Below are 14,457 nucleotides of genomic sequence, written 5' to 3'. Positions count from 1 at the left end.
AAAAGAATAGCGTTTTTTACGTTTTATGGATACAATTTTTTAGCTTGATGGCGATGGGGGGTACCCCATAAAGGCCCCTGATACATAATTGATGTTCTGCCATTTGTAGAAAACAATCCACTTATACCATTTTAACAAGAAGAAATATCTCGTCCATGTTGTAATATTGGCTTACGTTAAGCTTGTGAAAAAAACATATTCATGTATAATACAATTGATGTATGATACATTAGTTGTAGGAGGTTGACCTATTTGAAAAGAGAAGATGCCTTAAAACTAAGAACAGATATTAAGAAAATGATTATAATAACTGGGGTTTTTGAATCTCAAAATTTGCCCAATGGGCCATTTGAAAAACCTTTACCAACTTCTCAAATGATGGCGTTAGAGGAACTAGAGGTGGAAAAATTAACTGTTTGGCAACTATCCAATAAACTTAGATTAGAGACTTCAACTGTAAGTAGATTGGTAGATAAGTTAGTAAAAAAGGGGCTTATTTATCGTGAAGTAAATGAAAAAAATAGAAGAGAACTTTTTCTGCACCTCACAGAAAAAGGTCACATAACTGTTAATTGCTTAAGAGAGCAATCCATTACATTTTATCAAAGTATTCTCAATAATTTATCGGAATCAGAACAAAAAATAGTTGTGGATGGTTTTGAATTATTTATTGATTCTATTTCTAAGTCTTTTGATTAGAGTGAGGTAAATCATAACATTTGGAGGGTAAAATGAGTTTGGATTTTGAACGTCCTATTATTGAATTAAAAGAGAAATTTGATGAATTAAAGAAAATTATGAAAGAAAATAATGTAGATTTATCGCCAGAAATTCATGTATTAGAAAAACGTTTAAATAAAATGCAAGATAAAATTCATTCTAATATTACACCTTTTCAACGAGTTCAAATTGCAAGGCTACGTAACCGGCCCACGACATTGGACTATATACCTTTATTGTTTACAAACTTTCTCGAACTTCATGGTGATCGATTATATGGTGATGATAAAGCAATGATAGGTGGTATTGCAAAATTTAAAGGGATGCCCGTTACGGTTATTGGTCATCAAAGAGGTAGAAATACAAAGGAAAATATAGAAAGAAATTTTTGAATGGCACATCCAGAAGGTTATAGAAAAGCGCTAAGACTTATGAAACAAGCTGATAAATTTAATCGCCCTATTATTACATTTATTGATACAATAGGCGCCTATCCAGGGAAAGGGTCTGAAGAACGTGGAATTTCTGAAGCGATAGCTCGAAATCTATTTGAAATGGCTACACTTAAAGTGCCAATTGTTTGTATTGTAATTGGAGAGGCATCAAGTGGTGGAGCTCTTGGCATTAGTGTCGGTAACCATATCCATATGTTAGAGTATTCATGGTACTCGGTAATTTCGCCAGAAGGAGCAGCATCTATCCTATGGAAGGACGCTAAGTATGCTCCAGAAGCTGCTGAACATATGAAAATTTCAGCAAAAGATTTAAAACATTTAGGAATTATTGATGAAATCATTCCTGAAATTAAAGGTGGAGCACAAAATGATATAAAATCACAGGCAAAAGTGATTGAATCTGTAATCGAATCATCTCTGAAAAAATTGATACTATTATCCTCGGAAGAGCTTATACAACAGCGGTATGAAAAGTATAGACAAATAGAGAATTATAAATGAAAATATTTAAAGTCCGTATTACATTTCGGAGAATTCTTGCAAAAAAATTCTGAATATTTAGTAATCAACCTCTTAAACTGGGATATGCTGATACTATTACTCTACAAAAGGTGTGTGATCGGTATGGAAAAGGAAAATTTGTTCAAATGGATGCATTATCAGATACCCATCAACTTAAGAAATTGATTGTTCCCGAAAACGAAAAAATGAGCTGAATTCTCATAAATAACTGTAAAAAGCTGAGAATTTCGGTATGGGGGTATCTCAAAAGCTTAGGTTGATGGCAATGGGGGATGGTCATGGAAATAGAAAATTCGGCTAAGTTATTTAGGCTAGATTGTGGTGAAATTTACTTACAAGAGTTTTCCACTAAAGATGCAGAGAGTATTTATAAAATAGCAAATCAACCGGAAATAGAAAAGTTTTTACCAGACTGGAAATCAACAAAAGAACAAAGGATGAATTGGATTGCAAATTACGAAATACCAGCAAACAAAGCATTTCTTGAGGCAGTGAAAACTACGAATAACATAGATAATCATATGTTAAAGCTAGGAATATTTAAGAAAGCTACAAATGAACTCATTGGATGGTGCTGCACAGGTATGAAAGAAGAACTCCCTTCACCAAATAGAGAGATAATGTATGCTATCTCAAATGAACATCAAAATCATGGCTATGCCACAAAAGCGACTAAAGGTTTAATTGAATTTTTGTTTAAAGAAACAAATTTAAATGTCCTTAACGCAATTGCTTTAATTAACAATGTAGCATCAAATAAAGTTATTGAAAAATGCGGGTTTATTTATAAAAGCCAACAGAGGATAGAAGATCAAATATATAATCATTATATATTGAGAAAATCTGAGTGGATAAAAATATAACGTTGGGTAGTAAAAGACCGATAGCAATCGGTCTTTTACTCATTTATATAATAAAGATTTATTATACATTGTATTTCCTACTACTATACAATTATTATAAGATAGTTATGCGTTAATTTTAGTTTGAAAATAGTTTTATTATCATTTTTTTCAGAAATCTTACAAGCGTGTAAGATAAATGAAAGATGAATCAATATGAGCTGTAAGACAATTCATTTACACTCTATAGTGAGCAGTGGAAATGAAGGGAGAATATAAATGGAAATTTTGCAGGCAAATAGTATTAGTAAAGTATATAAAGGGAAAGTACCTTATAAAGCATTAGTAGATATTGATTTATCAATTCAAGAAGGTGAATTTGTAGGAATTATGGGCCCGTCAGGTAGTGGAAAAACAACGTTATTAAATATGGTATCTACTATTGATTCTCCATCATCGGGAGAAATTTTAATAAATGGCACAAATCCTTTCCAATTATCATCAGAAGAATTAGCGTTATTCCGTAGAAAACAATTAGGATTTGTATTTCAATCATTTAATCTTCTTAGCACACTTACTGTAAAAGAAAACATCGTATTGCCGATGACTTTAGATGGTGTTTCCGTCCAAGAAATGAATAAACGAGTGGAAGAGATTGCAGAGAAGTTAAACATTACTGATATATTGAGTAAAAGAACGTTTGAAATATCAGGGGGACAAGCTCAAAGAACAGCAATCGCTCGTGCGATCGTTCATAAGCCGCAATTATTACTTGCAGATGAACCAACAGGGAACTTGGATTCTAAATCTTCAAATGATGTAATGGAGATGCTTGATACTCTTAATAAAGAAGAAAAAGCAACGATGATGTTAGTTACACATGATCCGTATGCTGCGAGTTTTTGCAGTAGAGTAGTATTTATTAAAGATGGTCAACTATATAACGAAATTTATTGTGGTGAAAGCAGACAAGCCTTTTATCAAAAGATTATGGATGTTCTTTCTTTGTTAGGAGGGAAAAGGCATGACTTTTCGTCAGTTCGCATTTAATAATATTTTTCGTAATAAGCGTACATATGCTGCCCATTTTTTAAGTAGTACATTTTCTATTATGGTTTTCTTTACATATGCTCTTTTATTATTTCATCCTGATTTACAAGGGGAATTAAAATCAACAAGTGCAACAATGAGTGCATATGGTACGATGGGATTTACAATTTCGCAAGGTTTGATTTTTGTATTTTCATTTTTCTTTATTCTATATTCAGTTAGTTCATTTTTAAAAACTCGTAAGAAAGAATTTGGCATATTAATGATGCAAGGTATGTCAATGAGACAGTTTAAGAAATTATTATTAATTGAAAATATGTTGATTGGACTTGGTTCAATTTGTATAGGGATTTTCATTGGACTCATATTTTCTAAACTAGTTTTATTGATAAGCGCAAGTGTATTAATGATTAATAATGGTTTGCCTTTTTATACACCAGTGAAGGCTGTATTATTAACAGTTATCACTTTTCTTTTCTTATTTTTCATTGTTTCACTATTTACATTTAAAATGGTAAAAATAACGGAACTTGTGGAACTTATTCAAGCAGAGGAAAAACCAAAACCTGAACCGAAATCTTCAATTTTATTATCACTGCTTTCTTTAATTAGTATAGGGTATGGATATTTCTCAGTATTTCGCTTTATTTCAAGTTCCAGTTTTACTACACTCGGAATGGGTGTCTTACTAGTAATTATAGGAACGTACTTTTTATATACACAGTGTAGCGTTTATATATTACATCTTGCTAAAAGGAGAGAATCTTTCTTTTTAAAAAGAACAAATATATTAACGTTTTCTGAATTAATTTACCGTATGAAAGATAATGCAACGATGTTTTTTATTGTATCTATTATTTCAGCAGTTGCATTTACAGCTATTGGTACAACAGCTGCTATTGGTAATAGAAATTTAGTGTGGATGACAAACCCATATACATTTCTGTATGAAAGCTCTGAAAACAACAAATTGGTAGATAAACATCTCTCTATTATAAAAAAACATCTCTTGGATGCAAATATTCCGTATCGAATGGCTTCATCTTCAAGTAAATTTACAGAAAGTAACGTAAATGTATTGAAATTAAGTGAATATAACGAACTTACGAGAGCACTCGGGTACCAACATGAAACGATTGAAAAAGAAGATGAAATTTTACTAATCCCTGGGAGGGTGTCACAAAAGCAAGAATTTAAAAATGGTAACTATAAAAAAAATATTGAAGTCATTCAAGGAGATTGGACAAAGACATTTCGTGTGAAGAAAACTGTAGAGAATTTAGTTTTACCACATGATTCTAGTAGTATTTATATTGCTGTTCAAGATCATGTGTATGATGAAATTCCTCTGACGAGTAATCCAGAGGATGAAGATATTCAACATCGTACTTACGGATTTGTTGTAGATGATTGGATAAGAACGAAAGAGATTTCAAATCAATTAAAAAGTATATTCGATAAAGATCTTAGGGACAGTGATTTCTACTTTGAAGCTTTAACATTAAACTTGTTGGAGGCAAAGCAAAAGAATGGTTTATTACTTATGGCAAGTGTTTTAGTCGGAATCGTTTTCTTTACATTTGCTGCTAGTTTTATTTATTTCCGATTATACACTGATTTGGATCGTGATCAACAACAATATAAAATGATTTCGAAAATGGGATTAAGTAAACAAGAGTTAAAAAAAGTTGTAACGAGACAGTTATTATTAATGTTCTTCTTACCGATTGCTGTTGCGGTGATTCATACTGTAGTAGCGTATACGGCACTGCAACAATTAGTTAGTTTTTCTATTTTAAATAGCTCGATTTTTATTTTAATTTCATTTATATGTATACAAGTTTTATATTTCTTTATCACTCGTTGGCGTTACCTACAAAAGCTTTATAAGACTATGGAGCAATAAAGGATATCAACTAATAAAATTACAGAAAAGCATGTAAAAAATGATATGAATTATGAAAGGAACCGTGATGAAAAGAACTTTAACTATTTTTATGTTAACTATAATACTTTTAATAAGCTTTAGTTCATGCTCTAAAAAGGATAACTCATTTCCTGCAAACGGTGTATTAATTATTGGAGATGAAAATAATATTTTACCAATTATTAATCGTTATCAGGAAATTACGAAAGAAAATGAAGTGTTTTCTGTGAAAAAAGGTGAAGTTGGAAATGGACATGTATTAATTTTAAATGAATCTACAGCACTAGCACTGATTAAAGAAAAAATTTTTCATAAACGAGGTAATGGCTCCAATTATATTTTAGATACGTTACCAAAATTCCCAAAAGAAGGATCACTATTGTTTACAAATGAAGACGAAAAGACTATGAAAAGTATTAAAATAGAAGGAAATGAGATTCCTGTTACATACGATAGTGACACTTGGATAGGAAACACTCGTAAATATCCAACGCAATCGTATGTGATTGTAGCAAAAAATAGCGTATATAAGGAAATAAAAGCAAATGAAACGAAAATGCACCTTCTTCAATTAAAGAAATCTCTAGGTGATGAAAGACCTAAAATGTCGACAGATAATACAATGGTTAATGAAAATGTCAAAGTAAAAAAGCTAATTAAAGGTTTGGAAGGAGAAGTATCTTTTCAATTTGTAACGATTGGCGAAAAACCTTAAAAAAGAGTTCGGAGTTGATAAAAATTTCATCAGCTTCGAACTCTTTTTAGTTTATAGACAAATCAATTATTATGCTTTACATTACTTCATTTAATCGAGTCTCGTTTGTTTCCTCAATCCCATTTGAATTTTGAACTGAATTATTTTGGGCTTCTTTTTCTTTACGAGCCTTTTGTAGCATTTCAAGGATGATCCATAAAGGAACGCCTTTATCCTTTAACATCTTCCATAAATCTAATTCATTAAATTTATGCTCAGGCTGTTTCATTTCTTTTTCAGATGAACGAATATCAAACTTGATAGGATCATTTACTTTCTTACTTTCAAGTTTAGTAGAAGAGATAGTATTATGCTCAAGATTAGATGGAGTTATTTTAGTAGGTTGAGACAATGTATGAATATTTGATCCGATTTGCATGATTTTTCCTCCTTTTCAAGCAATGAGATTAGTTTTCTTATGGTTTTTAAATCTTTTTAACATGAGGAAACTATATCTAATTATAAATCTAAATAAATAGATTTACAAGTTATATTGTAAAAAGTAAATATTTACTCGAATTAATATTTTTCAACATTTGTATATGTTTTCTATATATACAACGTATATAAAATACTTTACATTATGTTTAAGTTGTTAAATTATTCTGTTAATTTGTTAAAAAGAAAAATGTAAACGTTTTATTAGGGGGGAGAAAGTATGGGGAAGTTATTTTTAAAAATATGTTTTTTTGCATTAGTGACCGTATGTTCATTCGCAGCGAAAATATCATACGCTGAAGAGAGGCAACAAAATAATTATCCTATCATATTGGTGAATGGATTTGCTGGATGGGGTAGAGAAGAAATGCTTGGCGTAAAATATTGGGGTGGTGTTCATGATATACAGGAAGATTTGAAACGAAATGGTTATACGGTACATACCGCAGCTGTTGGACCTGTTTCTAGTAACTGGGATCGTGCATGTGAATTGTATGCACAAATTAGCGGTGGGACAGTAGACTATGGTGCAGTACATGCTGAGAAACATGGACATAATCGTTTTGGCAGAACTTATAGTGGTTTTGCGCCGAATTGGAGTGAAACAAATAAAGTTCATTTAGTTGGACATAGCATGGGTGGACAAACGATTAGAACATTAGTACAGCTATTAAAAGAAGGTAGTTTTGAAGAAAAGAATTATGTGAAAAATCACCCAGACACCAAAATATCACCACTATTTGAAGGCGGAAAATCATATGTTCATAGTGTTACAACATTAGCACCCCCTCACAACGGTACAACACTTGCGGATGGTAGTCTTCTACTGCCGTTCGTTAAAGATTTACTCATTACAGCTGCAAGCTTTGGGGGAAACAATAATTTATCATTATATGATTTTAAATTGGATCAATGGGGTATAAAGAAGAATGCTGGAGAGTCCTTTTTCCAATATAGTAATCGTATTCTAAATAGTTCACTTTGGAAAAATACAAAAGATATAAGTCAATGGGATTTAAGTACAGATGGTGCAAAGGAGTTAAATAATTGGGTAAAGACGCAACCAGATGTGTATTATTTATCCTATAGTGGACATGCATCGCAAGCAGCACCTATAACAGGTTTACATTTGCCTCATATAACGATGAATAAAGTGTTAATGGGAAATGCATTTTTCTTAGGTTCTTATGCGAGATATGAAGAAAACCGTCCGCTAGTTGATACTTCTTGGTGGCAAAATGATGGTGTAGTAAATACAAATTCTATGATTGCACCATCTTCTAATGTTACTGTAAATAATAATGAGTCATTACAGGTTGGAAAATGGAATCATATCGAAACGAAAGCGAATTGGGACCATCTCGACATGGTAGGGTTAAGTGTTTCAGACTCGTTAGGTTTTTCTAGCATTCAAGAGTTTTATAGAACAATTGCTGAAAAGCTATCACGTTTACCGAAATAGGTAATAAAGCGCTCTCGATGGAATTCGAGAGCGCTTTATATTATATTGAAAGAGGGATTTGGTAGAAAAATATGGGGGGATATTATGAAAATTCAAGTTGTATTATCAGGATACGGAACAGTAGGCAGAGAGTTTATAAAATTATTAAATGAAAAATATTCATATATATATGAAACATATGGGATTCAATTAGTTGTAAGTGGCGTATTAGGGAGAAATATTGCAATACATAATGAAGAAGGCTTATCTCTTCATCATTTATTGATGTATGGTGGCGGTACCGCTGCAATTGAAAAATATTTAGAGTACCATCCAAAGGAACGTGCAATAACTAGCATAAGTGGTACTGTATTGGTAGAATCAACGGTTACAAATCTTAAAGATGGAAATCCAGGGAAACAATATATGAAACAAGCGATTGAGAAACAGATGGATATAGTAGCAATTTCTAAAGGTGCGCTCGTTACAAACTGGAGAGAAATAAATGAAGCAGCAAAAGGTGCAAATATACGAATTCGATATAGCGGTGCAACAGCCGCTGCACTACCGACACTAGATATCGGACAATTTAGTTTAGCCGGTTGCAGTATTGAAAAAATAGAAGGAATATTAAATGGAACAACTAATTATATTCTTACGAAAATGTATGAGGAAGATATGACATTTGAAGAAGCACTGAAAGAAGCACAAAATAAAGGAATTGCTGAGACAAACCCTATATTAGATATAAGTGGTTCAGATAGTGCGTGTAAATTGTTACTTTTGACAAACAGCTTAATGGAAACAGAGAAAACACTTACTGATATACATATAAAAGGAATCGAGCACGTTACAAAACAGCAAATACAAAATGCTAAGAAACAACATAAAATTATTAAATTAATAGCATCAATATATAAGGATGAGGGTGGCAATGTGAATTTAAATGTTGAACCGTGCGAAATAGAAAAAGATCATCCGTTAGCAAATGTAAATGGGACCGAAAAAGGAATTACGTTCTTTACAGATACGATGGGGCTAGTTACTATAATTGGCGGGGCTTCTAATCCACGAGGCGCAGCAGCTGCAGCTTTAAAAGATGTAATTAACTTATATCGAAAAGATTTGTAAGACCGTACCGCCCTTTATAAAAAATACATATGTCGTGGACCTTTTGAGAATGAAATAAATATGCAAAAATGATTGCAGGGGGTAAGGAATTGTTTAAGGATTTTAAAGTTGTTAAAGATCGTCCCGTTTATATTCAATTAAAAGACTATTTGAAAAAGATGATTATGAAAGGGCATTTGCTCGGGGATCAAAAAATCCCATCAACAAGGGAACTAAGTGAATTACTAAGTGTGAGTAGAAACACTGTACTCGCTGCTTATGCAGATTTAGAGCAAGAAGGACTCATTTATGCAGTTAAAGGAAAAGGGAACTTTGTTGCGAAGGTGGATATATCTAACACTTCGTCTGTTGAAATAGATTGGAAAAATAAACTTAATACAGTGACCGCATTAGCGGATGAATTAGATTTAATGAAACATGGTGTTCGTTGGGAAAAGGGAATGATTGTTTTTAATAGTATAGCCCCGGATGAGAAGCTATTTGATGTTGAAAATTTCAAAAGAGCTTTTCTTACTCGTATGTCCATTGAAGGGGACATCGTATTGAACTACGGATATGCAAAGGGATATAGACCGTTAATGAATTATTTACTTCATTACATGGAAATGAAAGGTGTAGACATTTCGAATAAAGATATTCTAATTACAAATGGATTTACAGAAGGATTGGATATTGTACTCTCTTCTTTATCAAAAAAATCCGGTCGTGTCATTTGTGAGAATCCAACTCACCATGCTGCACTTAAGCTTTTCCGTTTACATGGACTTGAAGTTCATGGGATTGATATGCATGAGGATGGTATTGATACGAATGAAGTTGAAAAAAGTTTGCGTGAAAAAGATTTTGATTTTGCTTATTTAATTCCTTCTTATCATAATCCAACCGGTATTGTTACGAGTTCAGAAAAAAGAACGGAATTGATGAGGTTATTCTCAAAATACAAGGTTCCTATTATAGAGGACGGATTTAATGAAGAATTACGTTATTCAGGTTCACATTTAGCTCCATTATTAACTTTTGCGGGAGCTGGCAATAATGTGATTTATATTAGTAGCTTTTCAAAGGTACTTTTCCCTGGTTTACGTGTAGGCTGGATTATTGCAGATAAAGAGCTGATTCATTATTTAGAAAGCGTAAAAAGAGCAAGAACGATTCACACATCTACGCTAGATCAAGCTGTTCTGTTTCAATATTTACATGAGGGATATTTTGAAAAATATTTAAAAAAGGCAAGATCTGTTTATAAGAAAAAATATGAGTTAGCTGTCGGGGCATGTAACCAGTACATTCCTTTTAAAAGAATGACTGGAGATGGTGGACTGCATTTATTTATAGAGCTAGAAGAGCATATGAACGCCCGCACACTTTTACAAAAGTGTTATGAGAAAGGCGTTACGTTTTCACCTGGAGATGTTTTTTACTCTGATGGAGAAGGAGCGAACACTTTCCGATTAGGGTTTTCGCGCTTGAAAGAAGAAGAAATAGTTCGGGGAATTAAAATAATTGGTGATACATTAAAAAATGAAAATTGGAGTTGAGAAAATGAAAATCGGTGTTATTATGGGCGGGGTATCGTCTGAAAAACAAGTTTCAATTATGACCGGGAATGAAATGATTGCTCATTTAGATAAAAATAAGTATGAAATAGTCCCAATTACATTAAATGAAAAAATGGATTTAATTGAAAAAGCGAAAGACATTGACTTTGCATTGCTCGCATTACACGGAAAATACGGAGAAGATGGGACAGTTCAAGGAACACTGGAGAGTTTAGGGATTCCTTATAGCGGAAGTAATATGTTATCTAGTAGTATATGTATGGATAAAAATATTTCGAAAAAGATTTTACGTTATGAAGGTGTAGAAACACCAGATTGGATTGAACTTACAAAAATGGAGGATCTAAATCTTGATGAGTTAGATAAGTTAGGATTTCCATTAGTGGTAAAACCAAACTCTGGCGGATCGAGTGTCGGGGTGAAAATCGTTTACAATAAAAATGAATTGATCTCAATGCTAGAAACTGTATTCGAATGGGATTCTGAAGTAGTAATTGAGAAGTATATAAAAGGTGATGAAATTACATGTTCTATTCTGGATGGAAAACAGTTACCTATAGTTTCAATTCGACATGCAGCCGAGTTCTTTGATTACAATGCAAAATATGATGATACTAGTACAGTTGAGGAAGTTATCGAACTTCCAGCAGAAATTAATGAACGTGTAAATAAAGCTTCACTGGCTTGTTATAAAGCATTAAAATGTAGTGTTTATGCAAGAGTTGATATGATGGTGAAGGACGGAATTCCATATGTAATGGAAATTAATACATTACCAGGGATGACACAATCAAGCCTATTGCCCAAAAGTGCAGAAGCAGCGGGAATTAGTTATAGCAAACTATTAGATATGATTATTGAAACATCATTAAAAGTTAGAAATGAAGAAGGGTTTTAAGGAGATTATATAACTAATTCTTTTGACAGTTTCACGAAGTATGCTATGATGAATACATTATAAAAACAAAATATTTATCCACTAGGGGGGCCTTTTATAGGCTGAGATCAAATGTGATTTTGAGACTCTTAGTACCTGATCTGGTTAATGCCAGCGTAGGGAAGTGGGAAAGACGTTGCTATTTAATGAGTAAATAAATACTGTCAATTTCACTTTCTTTACGCCTGTAAAGAAAGTTTTTTTATTTTACAGCTTTAATAATTGTGGATAAATACTTATATTTTATACATTATTGGAGGGATTTAAATGACTTTTTCACAATCATTACGTAAAGAAGTAGATTCAATTTGGGAAGCGAGTTTTAACCATCCTTTTGTAAAAAAACTTGGTGAAGGAACATTAGATTTAGCTAGTTTTCGCTATTATGTGCTTCAAGATTCATATTATTTGAGTCATTTTGCTAGAGTACAAACTTTAGGAGCTACAAAAGCTCTTGAATTAGAGACGACAGCTCGTATGGCACATCATGCTCAAAATACATATGAGGCCGAGTTATCTTTACATGAGAATTTTGCTAAAAAGCTAGGGATAACAAAAGAAGAAAAAGATAATTTTATTCCTGCGCCAACTGCATATGCGTATACTTCACATATGTATCGTGCTGCGTATGAAGGGCATTTAGGAGATATCATTGCAGCAATTTTACCTTGCTATTGGTTGTATTATGAAATTGGCGAACACTTAAAAGAGTGCCAGCCGGAAGAGCCAATTTATAACGAATGGATTTCTGCTTATGGATCTGATTGGTTCCGTACGCTAGTTGAAGAACAAATTACACGTTTAGATACTATCGCTGAAAAAGTAACAGAGGCAGACCGCAAACGTATGAAACAGCATTTTATTATTAGCAGTCAATATGAATATTCATTTTGGGAAATGGCTTATACATTAGAAAAGTGGCCAGTGGATACAGACGTAAAAGACGTAATTGGATAAAGAATAGAAGTAATGTTATAGATAGGTATGGATAATATCTATCTATATATTTTTTCTTGTCAAATTTGTACAAAGTTGATAGTACTGCAGTTATAGCGAAATGGCATATCGATAAGTTAGTTTAGTTTTCTACGCATTAAATGGATAAACTACTGTCACATTTATTTTACAATAAAACGGATATGTTACTAAGCTAACTTCAGATGCACAACGTAATGAGATGAAATTTTACCTTGAACGTAAAGCTTGGAGGTATGAAGTTAGATAAGAAAAGAAACCCGCACTGTTAGCTGAACGGAGTTGTTTTTTCTTTGCAGGAATTTCTAAATTACCATGAAGTGCTGTTAACACAATATGCATATTTGCATATTGTGTTTTTTTGAGTTCTTTTTGTGTTAAAATCAAATATAGGGATGTGGAAATATAAAGAAGTAAAAGCAGGAATATCCAATGAATTTTGAGAGGTGTTATATGTTTACAAATAAGAAATTAATTCGATTTGGTTTATCGTTGTTTGTATTTTTAGGGATAATTAATTTTACAATCAGCTATTTCCAAACATATCTTGAAACAGCAGCAGATATTAAATGGGTAATTCCGGAAATTTGGAAAACTATTTTACTAGATGTTCCTCAAGGTATACTTGTTCTTTTAGGCGCAATTGCTTTATATGATTTCACAAAAGAGGCATCACAAAAAGACGCATCAATCTAAGTGTGTCTTTTTTCAATTAGCAATTTCATAGAGAGCTTTGCTGGAGAAATAGAATGAAAAGCCCTAATTAGGGCTTTTTTCTTTGTAAGAATTTCGTAACCGTCATTGTTGAATCCTGTCACTAGGAGGAGATGTTTTGACGCTACGACGGGAGAGGGTGTTTATAAAAGGCTAGGAATATCCGATGGTGAGCTCAGAAAGTATATGGCATCATGGCTATTGAGAAATTAATTGAACTTAATAAGCATGAAGATATGACTCTAGAATTCATATTGTATAATTTCTATTGATAAAAATAAGCCCATAGTAAAAATAGGTATATGAACAAGGTGCATCATCTAGTGATAAGTCATACTTTGTTGGTGTACGTATTGAACTTAGTTTATAGCGCTATTTCTACTTAGATGTAACGAACCGGAATATAGGGAAGTATCGATGAGGTTGTATTTTATAAACGGAGGTTATGAAAATGAATCAGTTTCAACAAGAACTACAAGCGTTAAGTCTTAATGATTACCGGTCTGGAAATATTGTCTATTGGGACCAGCAAAATCACTATCCATATTACTATATTGAAGATGCCGCTCGTCGCTGTGGCGGTTGTGGTCGTTGTGGAGGTTGTGGTGGAGGTCGTTGTGGCGGATTCCGTTGTGGTGGATTCCGTTGTGGTGGATTCCGTTGTATTGGTTGCTTCGGTTGTTTTGGTTGCGGAGGTTGCGGAGGTTGTGGAGGTTGTGGCGGCTGTGGTGGTTGCTCTAACTGTTTTGATGGTTTTAGTGGTACTACTGATACTATTGTAACGTATGAATATTGATTACATCTATCTTGCTAGTTGCGGGCAGTAACATCCCAAAAAAAATTCAGCGAGAGCAAAGAGAAGTTAGGTGGCGGACTGCCCATAAAAGCCCGATTGGTGAGAGCTGATTAAAGTTTCACCTTATCAATTAAAAAACATTAGTTTTATATATGTACTTGCCGACAAAGAATATAGCCATTATTAATGGATATAT

The 14,457-nt window shown here is 32.8% G+C and carries 13 protein-coding genes, 1 pseudogene and 1 riboswitch; of the genes and pseudogenes, 13 read left to right on the top strand and 1 reads right to left on the bottom strand.

From position 1 onward, the window contains the following. Nucleotides 1–252 precede the first annotated feature (252 nt). The 6 genes and pseudogenes from ACQRBL_RS13670 (at nucleotide 253) to ACQRBL_RS13645 (ending at nucleotide 6,231) form a co-directional block, all read left to right on the top strand. Nucleotides 253–699 carry a MarR family winged helix-turn-helix transcriptional regulator gene (locus ACQRBL_RS13670; RefSeq protein WP_016122572.1) on the top strand — a complete coding sequence of 149 codons (447 nt, stop codon included), beginning with the start codon at nucleotides 253–255 and terminating at the stop codon, nucleotides 697–699. A 32-nt stretch (nucleotides 700–731) separates the two neighbouring features. After that, nucleotides 732–1,676: pseudogene (locus ACQRBL_RS13665) on the top strand (acetyl-CoA carboxylase carboxyltransferase subunit alpha). A gap of 299 nt (nucleotides 1,677–1,975) precedes the next feature. Next, the gene (locus ACQRBL_RS13660) at nucleotides 1,976–2,560 is read left to right on the top strand and encodes a GNAT family N-acetyltransferase (protein WP_120460065.1); all 585 of its coding nucleotides are present in this window, start codon (nucleotides 1,976–1,978) and stop codon (nucleotides 2,558–2,560) included. A 258-nt stretch (nucleotides 2,561–2,818) separates the two neighbouring features. Next, nucleotides 2,819–3,589: an ABC transporter ATP-binding protein gene (locus tag ACQRBL_RS13655; RefSeq protein WP_411995519.1), complete on the top strand. Its 771-nt coding sequence runs from the start codon at nucleotides 2,819–2,821 to the stop codon at nucleotides 3,587–3,589. Continuing rightward, nucleotides 3,564–5,495: an ABC transporter permease gene (locus tag ACQRBL_RS13650; protein ID WP_411995520.1), complete on the top strand. Its 1,932-nt coding sequence runs from the start codon at nucleotides 3,564–3,566 to the stop codon at nucleotides 5,493–5,495. The genes ACQRBL_RS13655 and ACQRBL_RS13650 overlap by 26 nt, the downstream gene beginning before the upstream one ends. 67 nt (nucleotides 5,496–5,562) lie before the next feature. After that, entirely contained in the window at nucleotides 5,563–6,231 is a 669-nt protein-coding gene (locus tag ACQRBL_RS13645; RefSeq protein ID WP_411995521.1) for a lipoprotein BA_5634 family protein, read from the top strand. Nucleotides 6,232–6,307: 76 nt separating this feature from the next. Here ACQRBL_RS13645 and ACQRBL_RS13640 read toward each other — a convergent pair whose 3' ends face one another. Continuing rightward, nucleotides 6,308–6,649, bottom strand: coding sequence for a DUF3914 domain-containing protein (locus tag ACQRBL_RS13640; protein ID WP_023522047.1), 342 nt, complete (start codon nucleotides 6,647–6,649; stop codon nucleotides 6,308–6,310). A gap of 279 nt (nucleotides 6,650–6,928) precedes the next feature. Here ACQRBL_RS13640 and ACQRBL_RS13635 point away from each other — a divergent pair, with 279 nt between their 5' ends. The 7 genes from ACQRBL_RS13635 to ACQRBL_RS13605 all read left to right on the top strand — a co-directional run bounded on the left by ACQRBL_RS13635 (nucleotide 6,929) and on the right by ACQRBL_RS13605 (nucleotide 14,261). Further along, complete coding sequence (locus ACQRBL_RS13635) at nucleotides 6,929–8,170, top strand: esterase/lipase family protein (RefSeq protein ID WP_411995522.1); 1,242 nt, start codon at nucleotides 6,929–6,931, stop codon at nucleotides 8,168–8,170. Nucleotides 8,171–8,254: 84 nt separating this feature from the next. Then, nucleotides 8,255–9,280: a homoserine dehydrogenase gene (locus ACQRBL_RS13630; RefSeq protein WP_411995523.1), complete on the top strand. Its 1,026-nt coding sequence runs from the start codon at nucleotides 8,255–8,257 to the stop codon at nucleotides 9,278–9,280. An 89-nt stretch (nucleotides 9,281–9,369) separates the two neighbouring features. Further along, nucleotides 9,370–10,818: a PLP-dependent aminotransferase family protein gene (locus ACQRBL_RS13625; protein WP_095690842.1), complete on the top strand. Its 1,449-nt coding sequence runs from the start codon at nucleotides 9,370–9,372 to the stop codon at nucleotides 10,816–10,818. Nucleotides 10,819–10,822: 4 nt separating this feature from the next. Continuing rightward, nucleotides 10,823–11,737, top strand: coding sequence for a D-alanine--D-alanine ligase (locus ACQRBL_RS13620; RefSeq protein WP_003270605.1), 915 nt, complete (start codon nucleotides 10,823–10,825; stop codon nucleotides 11,735–11,737). Nucleotides 11,738–11,810: 73 nt separating this feature from the next. Then, nucleotides 11,811–11,916: riboswitch (TPP riboswitch) on the top strand. A 127-nt stretch (nucleotides 11,917–12,043) separates the two neighbouring features. Continuing rightward, nucleotides 12,044–12,733 (top strand): thiaminase II, encoded by a 690-nt coding sequence (gene tenA / locus ACQRBL_RS13615; RefSeq protein WP_098564051.1) that lies wholly within the window; start codon nucleotides 12,044–12,046, stop codon nucleotides 12,731–12,733. Between the two features lie 450 nt (nucleotides 12,734–13,183). Beyond that, on the top strand, nucleotides 13,184–13,447 hold the full coding sequence (locus tag ACQRBL_RS13610; RefSeq protein ID WP_002082716.1) for a DUF3937 domain-containing protein: 264 nt from the start codon (nucleotides 13,184–13,186) through the stop codon (nucleotides 13,445–13,447). A gap of 469 nt (nucleotides 13,448–13,916) precedes the next feature. Further along, nucleotides 13,917–14,261, top strand: a complete 345-nt coding sequence (locus tag ACQRBL_RS13605) for a heterocycloanthracin/sonorensin family bacteriocin (protein ID WP_411995524.1) — start codon at nucleotides 13,917–13,919, stop codon at nucleotides 14,259–14,261. Nucleotides 14,262–14,457 lie beyond the last annotated feature (196 nt).

It is taken from the genome of Bacillus sp. AF62 (assembly GCF_050312695.1).
GTDB lineage: Bacteria > Bacillota > Bacilli > Bacillales > Bacillaceae_G > Bacillus_A > Bacillus_A cereus.
This window is presented reverse-complemented; position numbering and strand designations above follow the sequence as displayed.